Here is a 20,300-nt window from a genome sequence, read left to right on the forward strand (position 1 = left end):
GACGCAAAGGTTGCTGAGTTTTTTCAATGATTGAAAATATTTTTCGTTCGCAAATGCGTTTGATTGCGTAGAATTTACGATTTTACTCAGCGAAGATGAACAATTTTGTTTTTTTTTGAATCTGAATATCCACCGTGTTTGTCATTCCGTAGGAATCTCAGCGGTTTTTTTAGAGATGTTTAGATTCCTACGGAATGACAAACTCTATATTGATTTTAATTAAAAAAGGTTAAATGGCGGCTAATAGCCTCAATTACTTTTTAAACAAAAAATTCCGGTGCGGGAAGCGAAGCTTCCCGCACCGGAATCAACAATTTCAATTGAATTAAAGATAAATTATTATGCTTCGAAAGCATTTTCTCTTTTGCAGCATTTGGATTTAAATTCCTTCTTAAGCTTTCCTTTCAATTCCTGATATTTTTCCTCATCCATTTCTCTGATTTTATCAGCCAGTCCGAAAGGAGATTTTTCTTTGATTCCGTATTCGTTGAAAATACCTCTTACCAATCTCTTTCTTTCAATTACTTTTTTAGCAACGATTGCAACTCCGGCAACGGCTAATGCTCCTAGAATACCTTTTAATACTGAATTTTTCATTTTTTTAATTTTAAATTTTACTACCTCTTGTTTTAAAATATGTCTTATTAAAATCAAAATTTTAACGCAAAGTCCAAAGCTTTTTTACCAGCTCACTGTTTTTAAGTTTCGCAAAGGCGTTTCACTCAGCTAAGAACTCAAAGTTTTATTATTGATAAGACAACTAATTTTTGTTTTTTATAGAGACGAATTCATTTTGATTTTTACTTTACTACTTCTTTAAAATTCATCAAATTAATTTACCTAAATCCTTCGACAAGCTCAGAATGACAAAATTGTAATTTTGAGGAAGAAATTTTTCACCTTTAGGATCGGGGGAAAGAAAATTTCTAAAACTATTCGTTGTTTCTGTTGAAGAATCCGGTTGAGCATTTTTGTCTCCAGACTTCTTTGAATTTTTCTTTTTCTTCTTCAGACATTCCTTCCATTTTATGTCTAAGATGTTTTTCTTTCATATCTCGCATTCCTCTTCCGAATTTCCCGTGAAAACCTCCGAACAGGATTTTACTCAACACTAAGATCCCCATTGCCTGCCAATAATTAATGTTTTTCACACCGATAACTTCGGGAAGAATACAGTTCCAGAGCCACATCACAATCAGCGCTACAGCAAGGAAAATCAATGGCGGACATAAGATTAAAAGTGCCCAGCTTTTTTTATATTTATTGTTCATTTTATTTGTTTCTAATTATTTAAATCTTCGTACAACTGCCTCAATCTGTTTCTCAAATGCTTCACTGCATAATTTTTTCTACTGATGATGGTTTTGATATTATCACCCTGTTCATCGGCTATCTGCTGCAATGTTTTATCGTTCAGCTCGTTTTCCATGTAGACGAGTTTTTGTTTTTCCGGAAGCTCTTCTAAAGCTTCAAACAGTTTTTTCCAAATCTCATCCTGAAACATTTTCACTTCCGGTCCGTGCACTGTCATCTTGTAACAGAATATCTTTTATTGAAAACGTTCCGTCCTCATCTTCGTAGACAAAATCTTCAAGATTTTCGGTTTTCTTTTTTCGGTATTTATCTATGATTTTGTTTGCTGTGACACGATATAACCATCCACCGACATTTACAATTTCAGAAAGATTGGTCAAACTGCTGAACTGATACCAAACTTCCTGCAGAATATCTTCAGCATCTTCGGTATTTTTCACTTTCGGTCGAATAAAAGACATCAGTTTTCCACCGTAACTTGATACGGTTTGAGAAATGATGCTTTCTTTTTCCTTCTGTGGCATTGTTATTTTCTCGGCAATCTCCATATTGCTATGACGATTGTACTTTTGGTTTTACTTTAATGAATATAAAGATTTTTTTTGACCCTGCAATTTTCCTTTTGTAAACGAGATTTTAGAAATTAATGAGACAGCTTAACCAAAAATAGTCATACACCCAAATTCTAAAAATCGCACATTTTTATTAATCCTTTTTTAATCATATTCAGCCATTCGAATGCATCTTGTGAGTTTTCAAAATATCTGTTTGCCTCAACACCGACTTCCTCCCAATAATTATCAATATCAACTACTAATTCTTCTATTTTTTTTTGATTATTAATTAAAACATGTTCTAGCACATATTCAGCTACAACATCTTCATCGGTTTTCTTTTCAAACTGCATTGAAACTGAAATGACTAGCTGAGTACCATTTTCCAATATTTTTTGTTATTGTTGGTCTTCTTATTTAACTGTTATTATAACCTAGTGCTAAGACTGCAGTGCATAAAATTAGTCTTAACATCCTCATCGTTGATGTTATTTTAATTGCTTACAATGTACTTTTCAATAATTGGTCTATTACTTGTCTCATTCCAAAATAATTTCCAATTTTCTGTTTCAAGAACATCAATTTCTTTTTGACTTTCCTTTTCTTTAGCCTGGAATCGCACTTCAAAGCGAATATCAAATTGATTTTTTTCCGTTTCCTGAATGTTTAAGTTTTTAACTTCGTGTTTCATCGGAGCTTCTAATTTTTCTTTTATTGAGGAGTACCATTTATTAAATTCAGCATGTCCTTTCATACTACCATTACCGGGAAATGTAAATTCTATATCTTTATGAAGGTACTGTATGAAATATCCGTTTTCGTCTAATAAATCAAGATGGCTAAACCATTTATAAATAAATGTTTCCACCTTTTCTTTATTGCCTTTCGAAAATTCCTGAATTTTTTCAATTAGTTTTTCTGCATGAACAATAGCGTTATCTTTCACTTCCGATATTGAGTTATAGATTCCAGATATGTAAGTATTGCCGTAAGAGTACAAAGGAAGACTGTAAACCATTTGAGTGTGATAAGCAGTTTGCTGCATGGGTTTTAAAAGATCTTCTATACTGAAACGATTATAGCCAAGAGGTGTGTAAGCATCTATTGAGCCACCTAAAGTAATACTTTGCATAAAGTGTTTGCCTTTTAGTTTGTCTCCTCCGGTACCATAGGCAAATCCCCAAGTCATTACATCATCTAAATATTTTTTTAAAATTGCAGGGGTACTGTACCAATAAAGAGGATGTTGAAAAATCAAAAAATCTGCATCAAGTAAAGCAGACTGTTCCGATTCAACATCTATTTCATAATTAGGGTATAATGCTTCGAGATGACGCACTTCTATTTGCGAATTTGGTATCATTTTTTTTAAATGTTCAATGATTGTTTTATTGGCTATTGAGCTTTCTAAATTGGGATGTGATAATAAAACTAGGGTTTTCATATTCTTGAGATTAAAACAAGTTCATATATGCAGTTGATTACTTTGTGCATTTTTTAAACTATATTATTTACAGTTGCAAAACTATCTTTAAATTTGTACCCAATCAATAACTGTCAAACCTGACAGGTTAAAATAATGTAAGATGAATAATAGTGTAGAATCACCTAATGAAATTACTGAGTTGAAATTTCATTGTGGGATGGATGTAGCAATGCATCATCTGGGTGGAAAATGGAAAACTGTAGTGCTTTATTACTTAATAGAGGATAAGAAAAGATTTAATGAAATCAAAAAACTCATCCCAAATATCACCGAAAAAATGCTTTCAATTCAATTGAAGAGTCTGGAAGAAGACGGAATTATAAAAAAAGAAGTTTTTAATATAAAACCGCCTTTAAAAGTAGAATATTCCTTAACTGATTTTGGCAAAACACTTATACCGCTATTAGAATCTTTGGTTGATTGGGGGCATTTTGTGGTAAAAGAAAGATCTTATATAATGCACACAAAAAAATAATTACAAAAGCAGCTAACCAAGAGATACATCATTGAGAAGGGATTACTCTTGATGAAGTAATGGTATATTGCTACAAATATCGTTTCAATTTAAACATTTTAAAAATAATTACCGAACGTTTGGTAAAATTAAATTAATTCATTAACTTTGCATCATGAGACCACAGAAAGTATCAGAAAATCATTTAATGGAAAGCTTATCTAAGACCTTTCGTTCATTTGGTTATGAAGGAGCTAGTTTAAAGGAACTTTCAGACGAAACAGGCTTGAAAAAGGCCAGTCTTTATCATCGATTCCCTAACGGAAAACAAGAAATGGCAGAATCTGTTTTGATATATCTTGATCAATGGGTTGAAAAGAATATTTTTTCTGCACTAAATGATGAAAAAAATGATTCGGTTACGCGATTAAAAACAGGGTTGGAACAAATCAGCCTGCTCTACAAGGGAGGCGAAAATATGTGTATATTTCAAGCACTATCTATGGATACAGGTTTACAGCTTTTTGAGAATAATCTCAAAGAAAGTATGCAACAATGGATTAATGCATTTACAAAGACTGGACTATCATTTCATCTATCGGCTGAGAAAGCAGAGCAATTGGCTATTCAAAATTTAATAGACATTCAGGGTAGTTTGGTTCTATCTAAAATACTGAACAATACAACCATTTTTGAAAATGTATTGAAAAATATTGAGCAACGATATATCAAATAAAAAAATTTCACTTTTAATTTTACCGAACGTTTGGTAATAAAACTTTAACATTATCATGATGAAACACACAACAATTTTATTTTCCGGTTTAATGCTACTGGCAGGATGTAATAAGACATCTAACCAATCAACGGAAAATAATAATCATTTTATAAAAGATGTAGACATGAAAACAACAAAATTTAGAAAACTAGAGGTGAACGGAATCAATATCGCTTACCGGGAAGCAGGAAATCCAGAAAAACCAACTATTGTACTCTTACATGGGTATCCTGCTTCATCCCATCAATACCGAAAAGTGCTTGATCAGTTATCGGACGACTACCACTTAGTTGCTCCGGATTATCCGGGATTTGGTGATAGTGACTTTCCTGCACCAGAACAATACAAATATACTTTTGATAATATAGCCATTACTATGGATGCTTTTTTGGAAAAAAAAGGCTTAAAATCTTATGCCATTGTAATGCAGGATTACGGTGCTCCTATCGGATTTAGAATCGCTACAAAACATCCGGAAAGAGTTACTGCTATGATAACTCAAAACGGAAATGCTTATGAAGAAGGCCTCGGTGATGGATGGAAACTTATAAGAGAATTATGGAAAGACCGGAATGAGAAAACAGAATCAGTTTTATTACCCGCTTTTACTCTTGAAGGTCTGAAAAATGAATACACGCACGGCACCCGAAACAAAGAAAATATAAATCCTGATTCTTGGCAGTTAGATTATCTGAAAATGTCTCGCCCCAATGCACACAGGGTAAATCTTGATCTGTGGTATGACTATCAAAATAATGTCAAACTATATCCAAAATGGCAAAAATATCTTCGTGATTATCAGCCACCATTATTAGTTGTTTGGGGTAAAAATGATATCTATTTTCCAGAAAGCGGTGCAGCAGCTTATAAAAAAGATGTCAAAAATATCGATTATAATATCTATGATACCGGTCACTTTGCTATGGAAGAAGAAGGTGAAGCAATCATCGAAAAAATCCACAGCTTCATGAAGAAACTGGATAAATAAAGGTATCAGTATTTATATTTTAAATGTTTAAAAATGAAAAATATAAAAACAGTTTTTGATTCTAGTCTTTATTGGTATTTATTTTCAACTGAAAATCTGAACTGTACTGATTAATTCCAAGTATTTTACAGACAATTTCGCAAGACATAACTATAATTATCTTATAGTAGATAATTGTCTATAAAGATACTGGCTGATAAGGACTTAATTTGTAATAAAATAAATTATGAATATAAAATTTAAAGAATTAACTGTTTTTTTAATCCTCTTTGTTGCAGCCAATTGTTACGCACAACAGATAAAACTATCCTTCGAATTATCAAAAGACAATAAGGCTGTTTTTATAAAACTTCCTATGGAAAATCAAAAGGACAGTTTACTCTTTTTTTTCGATACTGGAGCAGGTACAACTTTGTTAGATAAAAAAATAGCTGAAAAATACAATCTTAAAGCTGATTACCAAACAGAAGTGACCGGAGCAGGAGGTAAAAAGCTTTATGAGGTAATGACTAATCAAAAAATATTTTTTGATAGAAATCAATTTATTGATAGTACAAATATTGTTTTAGATGACTTATCAAGACTCAATACAACGTATGAGAAAAAGTTTGACGGAATCATAGGCGCTGAGATTTTAACAAATTATCTTACCAAAATTGATTTTGAAACGCAGACCATGAATCTATACAAGTTGGATGATCTTATTGATTATGAGGGCTATGAGAAGATTTCTTTTGAGCTTTTCTCTGGCATTCCTAGAATTCCGATTACCTTTGAACTGAAAAATAATGAAAAATTTTCAGGTGACATACTATTTGATAGCGGTGCAAGACTTACTCTTCTGGTCAATACGCCTTATAAGGAGAAAAATGATCTCCTCAATAAAATTGAAGATAAAATTTTGTACAGTAGCCGTAATCTGAGCAATAATACGAATTACAATAAAGGACTCATTAAAAGTATTCAGTTAGGTAATACTTTCATTAAAAATAAAAATTTAGCGATTTCTTTATCCTCTGATAAACAAGGCGTCAGTTCTTTAGATCATCTTTTAGGCATATTGGGAAGCGAGATCATTAACAGGTTTAATTTTATACTCGATTATAAGAATAAAAATCTTTATTTAAAGCCTAACAATCTTTTTTTTATGGATTTTGACGCATTGGCTAAACCAATAACTTTTGAGTATAGTGACGACAGGAAAGAGATTATAATATCAAATGTTATGGAAAACACAGATGCTTATAAAAAAGGACTTAAGAAGGGTCAGAAGGTTATATCTATCAATAATATTGTAAGTAAAGACATCTATACATACGATCAATTGCTCAAGCAAGAAAATGGAAAAATAATATTCAAATATGTAGATCGTAATAATCAGACTAAGTCAGTAAAAATTAAACTAAAAAATTAATTTGAAATATTATAGCATATATTAGTAATTGAAGATAATTGGGTTTGACTGTAAACAGTTAAGCCTAATTTTGAAAATATCCAAAATTGTTCTATCATATATTTCAACTCGTAACCCGAAGCATTAAAAAATGACGGAGCAGCTTTTTGGAAAACTATTTGCCGACAAAGGATAGTTTTCAAAAGTCATCAATGAGAAAGCACCGTTCCAGACTCTGAACAATGTACATTTTTGATGGTCGGAAACTGAAATAGGCAATTGGACAAAAGGTAATGAAATTGCTCATGCATTTTGTCAAACAATAGCTTTTTACCATAGGGTAAGTCTCTTGCTCAGAATATCAAGTATTTTTAAATCATGAAAGAGTTTATAGATTACATTCTACAGTTTGGAGGTTTGAATAAACAGCAAATTGACCTTATCACAAGCAAAGCAACAATGGTTAATCTTCGTAAAGATGAATATTTTTCCGAAGCGGGAAAAGTCCCTATGCAGGTTGGATTTATTCTTAAGGGCGTATTTCGTTTTTGTTATTACAACAACAATGGCTATGAAATAACACATTTCTTTATTGATGAAAACAATTTTGTCAGTGATTATCAGAAGTTTGAAACAAACTCGGTAGCTTCCGAATATATACAGGCAGTTACCGATTCTACAATGCTTGTTTTTTCAAGAAAAGATTGGGAAGACCTTCTTAATAATATAGTTGGCTGGGATACAACTGTTGCTAAAATTTATAAAAAATGTCTGATAGAAACCATTGAAAGAAGAAGTCCGTTGGTTTCAGAAGATGCAACCACCCGCTATTTATCCTTCATTGAAAAATTTCCGAATCTTGTCAATCGGATACCTCTTTCCCATGTTGCTTCTTACTTAGGAATTACCCAACAATCATTAAGCAGAATAAGAAAAAATATCAGGTGAAAATTGCTTTTTACCATTTGGTAAACGTTTCCACTTACCAATACCCGAAATTTGTATCATCAATTTAAAATAAAGAAAATGGACAAAAAAGTAGTGTTAATAACAGGTACAAATAGTGGATTTGGATGGCTTACTGCTAATAGTGTTGCAGCTTTAGGGCATAAAGTGTATGCTACAATGAGAGATACAGACGGAAAAAATGCCGATAAAGCAACAGCCTTGGCACAGGTAGAAAACATAACCGTTTTGGATGTGGCGCTCACTGATGAAACAAGTGTGAAAAATGCAATCGACACGATTATAGCTAAAGAAGGTACCATTGATATCTTGGTAAATAATGCAGGGATCTCAATGTTTGGTGTGGCTGAAAGTTCTACGCCTGAAGATTTGCAGCGAATGATTGATGTCAATGTAATCGCTCCGTGGAGATTGATGAAGTTGGCGTTACCTTTTATGCGCAAACAATCGGAAGGTTTGATTATTAATGTTTCCAGCGGATGGGGCAGATTCTCAGCTCCTTTTTTTGCAATGTATGGTGCTTCAAAATTCGCCCTGGAAGGTTTAAGCGAAAGTTTGCATTATGAACTACGACCATTTGGAGTAGATGTAGCCATTATTCAGCCAGGCTCGTTTCCTACCGAGATGTCTCAAAAGGTTCAATTCGGTTCTGACGCATCCGTTGTTGATGATTATAAAAAGATCTCTGAGATTCCGGATAAAATATTTGGAGCCGTTGGTCAAATGTTTGAAACTGCAAAACCAAATCCGCAGGAGGTTGCAGATGCTGTCGTAAACCTAATCAATTTACCAAAAGGACAAAGACCGTTAAGAACAGTTGCCGACCCTACAACGGGAGAAATCGTGAAAACAGCCAATAATGCTGTAGCCTCTGAATATGCAAAAGTTTTAACAGCATTTGGAATGCAGGAACTTTTATCATAATATCTAATTAAAATACTCCAAAGTTTCCGACTTTGGAGTATTTTTTTTTTCATAATGAGAATTCTCTATTGTAAATAGACATTTTCTAATTTTAATACCTCAAATTTAATCTAAGCATTCATTTTTAATTCGGCTAAATATTGGTGAACCTGACTGATAGCCATAGAACCTTCACCTACCGCAGAGGCCACTCTTTTTACAGAACCTTTCCGAACATCTCCAACGGCATAAAAACCGGGAATACTCGTCTCAAGAGATTGTGGTTTTCTGTCTTTGTAGATAGAAGATTTAGTCATTTCTGATTCAATGACATCAGGACCTGTATGAATAAATCCTTTATCATCCATTGAAACCATTCCGTTTAACCATTCCGTACAGGGTTTTGCTCCTATGAACGTGAATAAATTTGAAATACCGATCACTTGTGTCGTGCCATCTGTATCAAGTATTAAAGATTCCAGATAATGGGTTCCGTTGAGCTGAATAATATTGCTATTCTTGTGAACGATGATATTGGGAGTAGTCTCAATTCTTTGAACCAGATAATCACTCATTTTGGCTCCCAAATCATTTCCACGAATAATTACATGAACCTCATGAGCATGGTCTGCTAAAAACAGTGCAGCTTGTCCCGCTGAATTCCCACCTCCAATCACTCCCACCAATTCATTTTTACAGGCAGAAGCATTCATTCCTGTAGCTGAATAAAAAACTCCGCTGCCTTCAAATTTTTCAATATTTTCTACCGGCAACCGTCTGTAGTTGGCTCCGGTTGCTGCAATGACAGATTTTGCTTTAATATTTTTACCATTTGAAGCACATAAAGTAAAATAGCTGCCGTTATACTCTACTTTTTCTGCCTTTTGCGGAATAGAAAGCGTACATCCGAATTTCTGTGCCTGAATATAGGCCTTATTGGCAAGATCATTTCCTGATATTCCTGTCGGAAAGCCTAAGTAATTTTCGATTTTCGAACTTTTTCCGGCTTGTCCTCCGGGAGCATTGCCATCAATAGTTATGACAGACAGACCTTCTGAAGCAGCATACACACTCGCTGCTAAACCCGATGGACCCGCTCCTACTACCAAAACGTCGAATATTTCATCAGTAAATTCAATTAAAACACCCGTTTTTCTTGCAATCTCAGCAACAGTAGGCTTTTTCGAAATTTCTCCTGAGATACTGATAACAATCGGTAAATCTTCATTGAGCAGTCCGAAACTCTGTAAAAGCTCCTGAGCTTCTTTTGAAACATCAGTATTAAGGAAAGTATGCCAAATATGATTTTTTTCCAGAAAATCACGTAATGCATAGGTTTCTTTAGATTTTTCTGGACCGATCACTTTTATACCCCCATTGAATTCTTTCAGCATGATTTCCTGTCTATGAATAAAAGCAGTTAAAAGAACGTCACATATATCGCTGTGTTTGGATATGATCTCTTTAAGATCAATAGGGGTAATGCTAAGAACGGCAGTGTCTTTTAAAGCATAAGCACTAAATGGTATACTTCTGTCGGATAGCATACTGTTATCACCGGTAAACTCATTGATCCCATGAGTTGCCAATACTTGATTTTCATTAAATGGATCTTTAATGACCACTGCTCCGTCTAGAACGACATAGAAATTATAGGAGCTATCACCAGCTTCAAAAACCGCGGTTTCTTTTTCAAAGGTCATTACCGTTCCTGACTCTTTTAAAATATTGATTTGTTTTTGGGTTAATACAGGAAATCTTGGATCAGTCATTGTTTGTAAATTTAAATGATATGGATATTTTTTTATTTTTGAAATTTTCACCTTTCATCGATGATGATGCTGGTGGAATAAATCTCAATTAAGATTCCTTATACGATAATGCCCCGGAAGGACATTTTTCTATTTGCTTCTTTAGATCTTCTACTGAAGCATTCTCGCAATTAACCCATGGTGATGCTTTTGGATTGTAAACCTGTGGCAGGCTTTTTACACAAACACCTGCATGGATGCACATTTTGGGTTTCCACAAAATGGTGAAGTCACCTTTTTTATATTCTTTTGTATTTTCCAAAATTAATTAATGTTTTTTAATACGTCTTTAATATTTTCTTCTTTTTTGAACATCGCTGCCGCAAAAGGACATAACGGAATGATTTTCATATCGTTTTCCCTAGCCATCTCAACAATTTTATACAACATTTGAAGACCGACTTTTTTACCCATGTATTCTGGCTCAACCTCAGTGTGGTCGATGATGATCAAATGTTCTCCTGCTGAAGAGTACGTCATTGCTCCCGCCCTCTTTTCATTTTCCCTTGCTATGGCAAAGCCTCCGTTTTCACGCTCTTTGATGAATATTTTCATAATTGTCAATTTGTTTTTTGTAAATAAGATTTATAATGCCTGCTTTATGAATGGGATTACTTTTGTCCCTATCAATTCGGTAGCCTGCAGCAATTGCTGATGCGACAAGCCAGCGTTATCCATTTGGAAAGCAAACCGGTCTACACCACCCAATGCTTTACTGTGCCTTAATAATTTTTCAGCGACTTCTTCCGGTTCCTCCCACTATCAATACGCCTTTTGGTGCAATCAAAGCGTTAAAACTTTGTCGAGTTACCGGAGGCCAGCCGCGATCTCTGCCCAACTGGGTCCATAATTTGGAATAGCCGGGGTAGTAGTCTTCAATCGCTTGTTCGGTAGTATGAGCTACATAACCTGGAGAATGCAAACCTACCTTCAGCTGCTCAGGTGAAAATCCTGCGGCATGCCCTGCTTCACGATAAAGATCAACGAGAGGGCGAAAGCGTTCTGTTTCTCCACCGATGACAGCCACCATCAGAGGCAGTCCCAATGAGCCTGCACGCACAAATGATTCCGGTGTGCCACCTACTCCCAACCAAACAGGCAGTTTTTCCTGTAATGCCCGTGGGTAAACGGGTTGGTTATCTAAAGATGGTCGGAATTTACCGGACCAGGTTGTAAACTCGTTATCGTTTACTTGAAGAAGTAATTCCAGCTTTTCCGAAAATAGTGCATCATAGTCTTTCAGGTTAAAACCGAAAAGAGGGTAAGCCTCAATTGAAGAACCGCGGCCAACTACTATTTCGGCACGTCCTCTCGATATCAGATCAAGTGTAGCAAAGCTTTGATACACCCGTACAGGATCATCGGTGCTCAGCACTTTTACCGCACTGCCAAGCATGATCCGTTTTGTTCTGGCTGCGGCTGCGGCAAGAATCACGGCTGGTGCAGAATCTAAAAAGCCACTTTTATGATGCTCTCCGACACCAAAAAAATCCAGCCCTGCCTGATCGGCCTTTACGATTCTATCCAACAGTTGTTCCATGACATCTGCACTATTAAGATGGTCACTGCCATACATTGCAGATGCAAAACTGTCTATTCCTATTTCCATTTATATTGTTGATTATTTGGTTTTATTTATATATGATTGTTCAAGGATTTCGAACTTAAATGATTTTGTTCTGTTAAGATTTAGATATGATCTTTCAGAAAAAGGCATTAAATCTAATTTAGACGCTTATTTTCATATGACTGCAAACTCTATATTTTGAAACAAATTTAGATGTATCATTATAAATCAAAGACGACATTTGACAATAAATATTGTAGACATATATCTACTAAATCAAACAAAAATTATTATTAAATTTCTCCTTTAAATCACTTTATTTGAAATCAAATGCTTTTACAGAATCGCTTATTAAAGAAATTGAACCGATATTTTGTAGTATTTAAATCTAACCTCAATAGAAAAAAAAGAATTTTGTCTGCATAACAGAAATATTATCAAAATTCAAAAAATAATTAACTTTGTCTGAGCTAATATCATTCCATGCATCCATTATTGAACTATATCAACCAGTACTCTACAACCCCGATTTCTGCAGAAGATTTTAAAGTCTTTCAGAATTACTTTATCAGAAAAAAACTGCGAAAAAAACAATTCCTTTTAGAAGAAGGAGAAATCTGCAAACATTTTGCATTTATCGTAAAAGGAGCCATGAGACAATATTATACAGACGATAAAGGTACTGAACATATTGTCAATCTTTTTGTTGAAAACTGGTGGGCAGGTGATCGCGAAAGTTTTGCAATGTCAACACCGAGTGCATATCATATTGATGCATGGGAAGACTGTGAAGTCTTTTTGGTCACGAGAGAAAGCACCGTAAAATTAGCCCATGAATGTCCTGCTTTTAATGAACTTTTGTTAAAGCTTGATGAGAGAAACAATATTGCAACACAGAGAAGAATAACATCTTCCATCAGTTCTGTTGCGGAAAAACGCTATAATGATTTTGTTGAATGTCATCCGTATTTTGTTTCCCGCTTCCCTCAGCATATTATCGCATCCTATTTGGGAATAACAAAAGATACCCTCAGTAGAGTGCGAAAAAAGTTACTTAAAAAATAATATAGCCAATTTCTTATTTAGACATATATCTACTTTTTTTTTCGTCTTTTGTCTACTATTTTGACGGATGATTTCATCCAATTTTGTGATATTAATTTTATATCATAAAAAATGGAAAAGTCTCCAAAAATCGGCCTTCAAGGTCTTTTGCGTCCTGAGGACAGCATTGTTGTACTGATTGATCATCAGCCTTATCAATTTACCAACCTCAACAGTCATGAACCGACAATGATTGTAAATAATGTGACAGGGCTCGCCAAAGCAGCCAAAATTTTTAATGTTCCTACAATTCTTACCACTGTTATTGAGGAACGAGGTGGCTACATTATCAAACAACTGCAGGATGTTTATCCTGATCAAAAACCTATTAACAGGACATTCATCAATACATGGGAAGATCCGAAGGTTACCGATATCGTAAAAGAAAGCGGCCGTAAGCAGCTGATTCTTGCGGGTTTATGGACAGAGATCTGCGTTGCGATGCCAGCAATTCAGGCATTAGGTGAAGGTTATGATGTTTTTGTGGTGACCGATGCAAGTGGTTCAACAACTTCAGAAGCGCATGATATGGCAGTACGCCGTATGGTTCAGGTCGGTATTGTGCCGATCAATTGGCTTGCGGTAATTGCTGAGTGGCAGCGCGATTGGGCACGTATGGAAACAGCGGGTCAGCTTTCTGAAGTGATCATAGAACATGGTGGCGCAAGCGGTGTTGCACTTGCATGGGAACTGCAGCTTCTAAATACTCCTGTATCTACAAATTAAACATTTTACAGCACATCTTTTCATCATCAGGATGTGCTTGTTATTTAAAAAAGATTCTAAAATCCAAAATATGAAAAATCAAGAAATCCAAATGATGGAAGACAACCTTCAACATGTCTGGAATGAAAAAAATTCTACCATCAGAATGGAAGCCATCAAAAAAATTTATGGAGAAGAAGCCAAATTGTACCATACAGGACATAAAGTAAAGGGATTGGATGCCATTAATGAAAGCGTGACCACAACACTTCAGAATTTGCCACCTGATTTTATTTTCACTCAGCTTAAACCTATTATCATTAATAATAATTTGGGCAGGCTCATTTGGGGAGCTGGTCATGAAGGTCAGCCGCACGTTGCTACAGGAATGGATATCGCCCATTTTAAAGATGGAAAAATTAAATCATTATATGTTTTTCTTGATTAAGCAAACCAGAAAAATGTTTTATCATGTTGCTTTAATTTGATCCCTCGAACTAAAATAACATTCGGACATTAAAAGAAACAAATAAATTAAAACTAATAAAAAGTGAAAAATAAAGAAATCGTAGTGAAAGCAATGAATGAATTGTTTCACGAAAAAGACAGTACTGCTATAGACCGCTATTGGCATGAATCATACGTTCAGCACAATCCATCAATGATAAGCGGCCACCAAGGTCTCAAAGATCTTTTAACCCTACTTGATCCAAAGTTCAGATGGGAACCCGGTATTATTGTAGAAGAGGGAAATATTGTTATCAGCCACAGCGTAGTCAATGGATGGGGTCCGATACCCGTCATTGTTGTGGATATTTTCCGTATCGAAGATGGGAAAATTGCTGAGCATTGGGATGTTGTACAAGAAGAAATTCCTGCATCAAAATCTGCAAATGGAAATCCTATGAACTCCTTTAATATGATTAAAAATGAAAAATAAATTAGTAGGCAACAAATACAGAATGGAAGTGGATGGTCTGAAAACAGAACTGTTTTTCGATTCTGATGACTCTTTAGTTTTTACCATTATTGATGGAGGCTCATTAACTAAAAACGGGTATTCAGAAAGAGTAAAAACAACCATTGCAGAAATACGTGAAAATGTTTATATGGTTGCATGGAAAGAAATTTCAGGCGCTACGGTTACTCATGTTGAAGACCACGAGAAAGGAATTATCTACAGCAATGCAACCTTGGCTGACGGTAGTTTTTATACCATGAAAGGTACTATTCATTTGATATAAGACGTTAAATCATAAGAGATTGTTTATCATAGACAAAATCAGCAAGTAAAATTAGTTCACAAACAGCCAAATGGCGCCACTTTAAAACAAGCGGCGCCATTTTTATTATACATTCTAATTAATTTTAAATCATAGTAATGAGCGAATTTATTAGAAATTACTATTTCAAATTCTGACAAAAATTTCTCAATCGGTTCAAACCCTCAATTAGAATTTCCCTGGAGCAGCCAATATTGATTCTCAGAAAACCTTCACCGGCTGAGCCATACAATGTTCCGGGATTTACCCAAAGCTTTTCATCTTCGAGTAGAATTTTCGAAAGTTCTTTTGACGTTTTATTTAATGAACTACAATCCAGCCAGACCAAATAGGTTGCTTCTAATGGAATGACTTTAATTTCGGGTAAATTTTGGCTGATAAATTCTAAAAGATATTGATAATTTTCATAAAGATAAATTTTCAGTTCTTCCAGCCATTCTTTTCCATATTGGTAAGCGGCAACCAAAGCTTCTGCAGCCATTGGATTTGGATAACTTGTTTCCTGAATTTCGAAAGTTTTATGAATTTTATTTAAAATTTCATCATCCTCAGAAATCACATAAGAAATCGGTAAACCTGCAAGATTGAAAGTTTTACAAGGCGAACCACAAGTAATAGATTTCAAATCATAATTTTCAGCAATCGATGCGAAAGGAATATGCTGATGACCGTTAACAACCAGATCTGCATGAATCTCGTCTGAAACTACCATCACCTGATGTTTTGAACAAATTTCCGCCATCTTTTCAAGCTCAGTTCTTTTCCAGACTCTGCCAACGGGATTGTGAGGATTGCACAATAGCAGAAGTGTGGTTTTGGGATTTGAGGCTTTAATTTCAAGATCATCAAAATCAATTTGATAATTTTCGTTTTGATAGATTAAATTATTCTCGACCATTCCAAATTCACAATTTTCCAGAAGATTATAAAAATGGTTGTAAACAGGCGGCTGAATAATAATATTTTCGCCAGATTTCACAAAGGTTCTCAAGATTGCAGAAAGTGTCGGAATCGTTCCAGGACCAGGCAAAATCGATTCTTTTTTAATATCAAAATGATGAATTTCTCTCCACCAATGAATTATTGAATCGAAAAAATCTGTCGGAACAAGATTGTAACCAAAAATACCTTGTGAAACTTTATTTAGAAGTGCTTCTGTAATTTTGGGCGCAGTTTTAAAATCCATATCTGCGACCCACATTGGCAAAACTTCTGCATCTTTCGCCAAATCCCATTTTACAGAATCTGTTCCTCGTCTGTTGATGATTTCGTCAAAGTTATATTTGCTAGTACTCATTTTTTTATTTTGAATCGAGATATTTTTTAAGGTCTGAAATGCTTTTTATCTTCAATTCGTCTGCCTGTTTTTGTCGCATCATTAAGGCATAAGAATTATTAAATCCAAGCGGTTTCAACCATTGAATCCCATATTGTTTTCTGAATTCTGAATCTACAAATTTATAGGTTTCATCGGCATTTTGAGAAACAGTTTTAATGGTTTTTTCTGTAGATTTTAATAAAACTAAAAGTCCAGTTCCTGTATACTCGGGGTAAAAATCGATGGCATCGTTCATCAAAGCATCAAAACAGATTTTCGTACCGCCCAATCCGGTTTTGGTTTCCACTTTGTAATGGGTGTAGCCTTCGATCAGGATTTTATAAATCTCTGTGAGAATGTACTGTTCGCCGAAAATCTTTGAACCAATACGAATTGTTCCTCCATTACCGTTTCGTGGAACTTTATATAATTTAGTTTTAATTAAAAAATCCTTTGCAATCTTTTCAGGTGTTTGGTTAAGATAATCGGAACGGTAATTAAGATCCGTCATTATCGAGTCATTGAATTTCCCTGATAATAAATTCAGAGTTTCTTCCAATTCAGGAAACTTCTCCAATGTTTTGGTTTTAATAATCGGAGCTGCAAAATACGGTGGAAATATTTTTTTATCATCTTCGAGAACATATAAATCAAAAGCTTTGATCCTTCCATCCGTAGAATAGCCGCTGATGAGATCCAACTCATTTTCGTACGCTGCTTTGTACATTACGGCATCGTTCACGACTTTAGGATTGACATCCATTCCATAAACGGAACGCAGACCTAAATTTCCGTCTTGTCTCCCCATAAATTCGGGCGTAAAACCTGCTTTCAATTTATTATCAGAAACTGATGTCATTAAATAAATAATTCCAAAACTCACTAAAAGTGCTGGAATTATGTACTTTAATTTCTTTAAAAACCGATAACCTGATCTCTGCAAAACTGCAATCGTCTGATCGAGCAAAATAGCCAATAACGCTGCAGGAATTGCACCTGCCAAAATCATATTGGTATTGTTTAATGAAATTCCGCCAAAGATAAACTCGCCTAAACCACCTGCTGCGACAAACGATGCCAATGTTGCCACTCCCACATTGATGACGGCTGCAGTTCTTATCCCTGCAATGATAACAGGCATCGCCAACGGAAGTTCAACTTTGAAAAGCAATTGTTTCCGGTTCATTCCCATTGCTTTTGCTGCTTCAATCACAGCGGGATTAACTCCTGTAATTCCTGTAAAAGTATTTCTTATAATCGGTAAAAGTGCGTAGATTAATAAGGCGACGATTGCCGGAGTGGCACCAATTCCAAAAGCGGGAATCATAAATCCTAACAAAGCAATACTTGGAATGGTCTGTAAAATCCCGGCAAAAGCAAGAACAGGATTTGAAAGTTTTCTTTTTCTTGCAATTAAAATTCCGAGAGGCAAACCCACAATAATCGCCAGAAGCAATGACAAAAAAGTCAGCCCAAGATGTTGCACAAGCTGAGTCAGTAATTTTTCGTGTTGTTCGATGACGAACTGCCAAAGACTTTGCTGCGTCATACAATTTGTAATTTTCGATAAATATTGAAAGCTTTGATCAGCATTTCGTATGACTCAGTATTTTTATGGTCAGAACTTAATTTTTGTAAAGCATCCCAAACACTTGTGTCTTTTGTAAATTTAAATTCACTGATAAAATTTTCTGAATGGATGAAAGAATTAACATCCTGCAAACTAGCCACTTTATATTCCAGTAACAATCTATTTTCAGCGAAAAAGTCTTTCACAAAATCATTTTCCGGACGATACAACATTTCTTTCGGCGTTCCGGTCTGGATAATTTTTCCTGTATCCATCAGACAAATCCGATGTCCCAATTCAAAAGCCTCCTGAACATCGTGAGTAACGAGAATAATGGTTTTATTTTTAAGTTCTTCCAACGATTTAAATTCTGAATGAATATCGGCTTTCGTAATGTTATCCAAAGCTCCAAAAGGCTCGTCCATAAGCAGAATTGGGGAATTGGCTATTAAAGCCCGTGCAATTCCTACTCTTTGCTGTTGACCACCACTTAGTTCACTGGGGAAACGGGAAAGCACATCTTCGGACAGATGAAGTTTGAGCAAGAGTTCTTCAGTTCTGTTTTGAATCTTTTTTTTGTCCCATTTCAATAATTCAGGAACAACGGCAATATTCTGCCTGACTGTATAATGAGGGAAAAGTCCGGAAAGCTGCATTACGAAACCAATTCCCATTCTCAATTTCTCTATTTTCTGATCTTGGATATTTTTACCATCAATCAAAATATTTCCCGAGTCAGCTTCAATTAAGCGGTTAATCATCTTCAGAGTTGTTGTTTTTCCGCAACCGCTGGTTCCCAGAAGCACTAGAATTTCCCGATCATTTGCCTGAAAAGAAATACCGTCTACTGCTGATTTTCCGTTGAAACTTTTTGAAACCGATTCTAATGTAATCATGGGCAGTTATTGAGCAAGTCTGATTCCGGTGAACTGCCATTTCAATCCCGTCTGGAAAAAATTACGGTACGTGTTTCTGCTATGACCGATTGGTGTTGCATCTGAAGCGCCACGCAAAACCATTTGATTGACCATAAATTTTCCATTATATTCACCAACTGCACCGGCTTCTTTTTTAAAACCCGGATATGGCAAGTAGGCAGAATTCGTCCATTCCCACCGGCTTCCCCATTCAAAATGATTGGATGCAATCTCCCACTCTGCTTCGGTTGGCAAACGCATCCCTTTCCAGGAAGCAAAAGCTGAGGCTTCATAAAAATTGATGTGACAAACTGCGTTATTCAGATCTAATTCCTGCAAACCATTTAGAGTATAATTCATCCACTTTCCTTCAATCAAATGCCAATATAATGGGGATTTTGCTTCGTTTTGCTGCACCCAATCCCAACCTTCGGCGTGCCAATATCTGAAATCTTCATATCCTCCTGCTTCCATAAATTCAAGATATTCCTTGTTGATTACCAATCGATGTGCTATTTCAAAATCATTTAAATAAACTTTATGTCTTCCCAATTCATTATCAAAACAGAAACCTTCTCCTTCAAAACCGATTTCGTAAACACCTTCTGAAAATGTGATCATTTCTAAACTTTCATTAGATCTTATTTTTACAGTTTCTTCTTTTTTATAAGCCGGAAAAAGTGGATTGTGACCTAAAATATATTTGATATCAGTCAGCAATAATTCCTGATGCTGCTGCTCATGGTTGAGTCCGAGTTCCAGTAAAGGTTTTATTTCTTCAGTTAAAAATTCGCTTTGAAGAAAAGCATTCATTTGTTCATCGACATATTCCCGGTATTTGTAAATATCAGAAACAGACGGACGACTCAGATTTCCGCGATCGGTTCGGATTACTCTTGCACCGATAGTTTCATAATAACTGTTGAAAACGTAATTATACTGAGAATCAAAAACCTGATAACCCGGGAAATTTGGTTCCAAAATAAAAGTCTCAAAAAACCAGGTTGTATGGCCTAGATGCCATTTTGGTGGACTGACATCAATGATGGGTTGAACGACATAATCCTCAATCTCGAGAGGTCTGCAAATTTCCACCGAAAGGTCACGAATTTCTGAATATTTCTCTGCCCAATTTGTAATCGAATTTGATCTTACTATTACTGAATTTGTCTTCATTTGATTCATTTAT

General features: G+C 35.1%; 24 protein-coding genes and 1 pseudogene. 11 read left to right on the forward strand and 14 right to left on the reverse strand.

From position 1 onward, the window contains the following. Positions 1-339 precede the first annotated feature (339 nt). The 6 genes from ACZZZA_RS15020 to ACZZZA_RS15045 all read right to left on the reverse strand — a co-directional run bounded on the left by ACZZZA_RS15020 (position 340) and on the right by ACZZZA_RS15045 (position 3,312). Positions 340-597: a hypothetical protein gene (locus ACZZZA_RS15020; protein ID WP_463433101.1), complete on the reverse strand. Its 258-nt coding sequence runs from the start codon at positions 595-597 to the stop codon at positions 340-342. Positions 598-932: 335 nt separating this feature from the next. After that, the gene (locus tag ACZZZA_RS15025; protein WP_463433102.1) at positions 933-1,271 is read right to left on the reverse strand and encodes a hypothetical protein; all 339 of its coding nucleotides are present in this window, start codon (positions 1,269-1,271) and stop codon (positions 933-935) included. A gap of 11 nt (positions 1,272-1,282) precedes the next feature. Beyond that, positions 1,283-1,531, reverse strand: coding sequence for an RNA polymerase sigma factor (locus tag ACZZZA_RS15030; RefSeq protein WP_463433103.1), 249 nt, complete (start codon positions 1,529-1,531; stop codon positions 1,283-1,285). Next, positions 1,491-1,838, reverse strand: coding sequence for an RNA polymerase sigma factor (locus tag ACZZZA_RS15035; RefSeq protein WP_463433104.1), 348 nt, complete (start codon positions 1,836-1,838; stop codon positions 1,491-1,493). The genes ACZZZA_RS15030 and ACZZZA_RS15035 overlap by 41 nt, the downstream gene beginning before the upstream one ends. Before the next feature lie 161 nt (positions 1,839-1,999). Further along, positions 2,000-2,257 (reverse strand): hypothetical protein, encoded by a 258-nt coding sequence (locus ACZZZA_RS15040; protein ID WP_463433105.1) that lies wholly within the window; start codon positions 2,255-2,257, stop codon positions 2,000-2,002. Positions 2,258-2,361: 104 nt separating this feature from the next. Further along, positions 2,362-3,312: an NAD(P)H-dependent oxidoreductase gene (locus ACZZZA_RS15045; RefSeq protein WP_463433106.1), complete on the reverse strand. Its 951-nt coding sequence runs from the start codon at positions 3,310-3,312 to the stop codon at positions 2,362-2,364. Between the two features lie 142 nt (positions 3,313-3,454). Between ACZZZA_RS15045 and ACZZZA_RS15050 the strand changes: the two genes are divergently transcribed. The 6 genes from ACZZZA_RS15050 to ACZZZA_RS15075 all read left to right on the forward strand — a co-directional run bounded on the left by ACZZZA_RS15050 (position 3,455) and on the right by ACZZZA_RS15075 (position 8,857). Then, complete coding sequence (locus tag ACZZZA_RS15050; protein WP_463433108.1) at positions 3,455-3,829, forward strand: winged helix-turn-helix transcriptional regulator; 375 nt, start codon at positions 3,455-3,457, stop codon at positions 3,827-3,829. 154 nt (positions 3,830-3,983) lie between these two features. Then, positions 3,984-4,544 carry a TetR/AcrR family transcriptional regulator gene (locus ACZZZA_RS15055; protein WP_463433110.1) on the forward strand — a complete coding sequence of 187 codons (561 nt, stop codon included), beginning with the start codon at positions 3,984-3,986 and terminating at the stop codon, positions 4,542-4,544. Between the two features lie 55 nt (positions 4,545-4,599). Next, a complete protein-coding gene (locus ACZZZA_RS15060) occupies positions 4,600-5,574 on the forward strand; it encodes an alpha/beta fold hydrolase (protein WP_463433112.1) in 975 nt (324 codons plus the stop codon). Positions 5,575-5,800: 226 nt separating this feature from the next. Continuing rightward, a complete protein-coding gene (locus ACZZZA_RS15065) occupies positions 5,801-6,988 on the forward strand; it encodes a retropepsin-like aspartic protease (RefSeq protein ID WP_463433114.1) in 1,188 nt (395 codons plus the stop codon). Between the two features lie 357 nt (positions 6,989-7,345). After that, complete coding sequence (locus ACZZZA_RS15070; protein ID WP_463433116.1) at positions 7,346-7,915, forward strand: Crp/Fnr family transcriptional regulator; 570 nt, start codon at positions 7,346-7,348, stop codon at positions 7,913-7,915. 78 nt (positions 7,916-7,993) lie between these two features. Further along, positions 7,994-8,857 carry an SDR family oxidoreductase gene (locus ACZZZA_RS15075; protein WP_463433118.1) on the forward strand — a complete coding sequence of 288 codons (864 nt, stop codon included), beginning with the start codon at positions 7,994-7,996 and terminating at the stop codon, positions 8,855-8,857. Positions 8,858-8,967: 110 nt separating this feature from the next. Here ACZZZA_RS15075 and ACZZZA_RS15080 read toward each other — a convergent pair whose 3' ends face one another. From ACZZZA_RS15080 to ACZZZA_RS15095, 4 genes and pseudogenes are all read right to left on the reverse strand, one after another. After that, on the reverse strand, positions 8,968-10,608 hold the full coding sequence (locus tag ACZZZA_RS15080; RefSeq protein ID WP_463433120.1) for an FAD-dependent oxidoreductase: 1,641 nt from the start codon (positions 10,606-10,608) through the stop codon (positions 8,968-8,970). A gap of 88 nt (positions 10,609-10,696) precedes the next feature. Further along, positions 10,697-10,909, reverse strand: a complete 213-nt coding sequence (locus tag ACZZZA_RS15085) for a (4Fe-4S)-binding protein (protein ID WP_463433122.1) — start codon at positions 10,907-10,909, stop codon at positions 10,697-10,699. Between the two features lie 2 nt (positions 10,910-10,911). Continuing rightward, positions 10,912-11,202: a GNAT family N-acetyltransferase gene (locus ACZZZA_RS15090; protein ID WP_463433124.1), complete on the reverse strand. Its 291-nt coding sequence runs from the start codon at positions 11,200-11,202 to the stop codon at positions 10,912-10,914. Between the two features lie 30 nt (positions 11,203-11,232). Continuing rightward, positions 11,233-12,256, reverse strand: a pseudogene (locus tag ACZZZA_RS15095) (LLM class flavin-dependent oxidoreductase). Between the two features lie 441 nt (positions 12,257-12,697). On the opposite strand from ACZZZA_RS15095, the gene ACZZZA_RS15100 reads away from it, so the two are divergent. The 5 genes from ACZZZA_RS15100 to ACZZZA_RS15120 all read left to right on the forward strand — a co-directional run bounded on the left by ACZZZA_RS15100 (position 12,698) and on the right by ACZZZA_RS15120 (position 15,267). Next, positions 12,698-13,279 (forward strand): Crp/Fnr family transcriptional regulator, encoded by a 582-nt coding sequence (locus ACZZZA_RS15100; protein WP_463433126.1) that lies wholly within the window; start codon positions 12,698-12,700, stop codon positions 13,277-13,279. A 111-nt stretch (positions 13,280-13,390) separates the two neighbouring features. After that, the gene (locus ACZZZA_RS15105; RefSeq protein ID WP_463433128.1) at positions 13,391-14,044 is read left to right on the forward strand and encodes a hydrolase; all 654 of its coding nucleotides are present in this window, start codon (positions 13,391-13,393) and stop codon (positions 14,042-14,044) included. A 70-nt stretch (positions 14,045-14,114) separates the two neighbouring features. Then, complete coding sequence (locus tag ACZZZA_RS15110; RefSeq protein ID WP_463433130.1) at positions 14,115-14,471, forward strand: nuclear transport factor 2 family protein; 357 nt, start codon at positions 14,115-14,117, stop codon at positions 14,469-14,471. Between the two features lie 102 nt (positions 14,472-14,573). Further along, a complete protein-coding gene (locus ACZZZA_RS15115) occupies positions 14,574-14,963 on the forward strand; it encodes a nuclear transport factor 2 family protein (RefSeq protein ID WP_463433132.1) in 390 nt (129 codons plus the stop codon). After that, positions 14,953-15,267, forward strand: coding sequence for a MoaF-related domain-containing protein (locus ACZZZA_RS15120; RefSeq protein WP_463433134.1), 315 nt, complete (start codon positions 14,953-14,955; stop codon positions 15,265-15,267). The genes ACZZZA_RS15115 and ACZZZA_RS15120 overlap by 11 nt, the downstream gene beginning before the upstream one ends. A gap of 160 nt (positions 15,268-15,427) precedes the next feature. Here ACZZZA_RS15120 and ACZZZA_RS15125 read toward each other — a convergent pair whose 3' ends face one another. From ACZZZA_RS15125 to egtB, 4 genes are read right to left on the reverse strand one after another with little or no spacing between them, the layout of a single operon-like run. Further along, entirely contained in the window at positions 15,428-16,603 is a 1,176-nt protein-coding gene (locus ACZZZA_RS15125; RefSeq protein WP_463433136.1) for a MalY/PatB family protein, read from the reverse strand. Positions 16,604-16,607: 4 nt separating this feature from the next. After that, positions 16,608-18,173: an ABC transporter permease/substrate-binding protein gene (locus ACZZZA_RS15130; RefSeq protein ID WP_463433138.1), complete on the reverse strand. Its 1,566-nt coding sequence runs from the start codon at positions 18,171-18,173 to the stop codon at positions 16,608-16,610. Continuing rightward, on the reverse strand, positions 18,170-19,090 hold the full coding sequence (locus ACZZZA_RS15135; RefSeq protein ID WP_463433140.1) for an ABC transporter ATP-binding protein: 921 nt from the start codon (positions 19,088-19,090) through the stop codon (positions 18,170-18,172). Before ACZZZA_RS15135 ends, ACZZZA_RS15130 begins: the two co-directional genes overlap by 4 nt. 6 nt (positions 19,091-19,096) lie before the next feature. Continuing rightward, on the reverse strand, positions 19,097-20,287 hold the full coding sequence (gene egtB, locus ACZZZA_RS15140) for an ergothioneine biosynthesis protein EgtB (protein WP_463433142.1): 1,191 nt from the start codon (positions 20,285-20,287) through the stop codon (positions 19,097-19,099). Positions 20,288-20,300: the final 13 nt, after the last annotated feature.

Source organism: Chryseobacterium sp. AC405b (assembly GCF_979258685.1).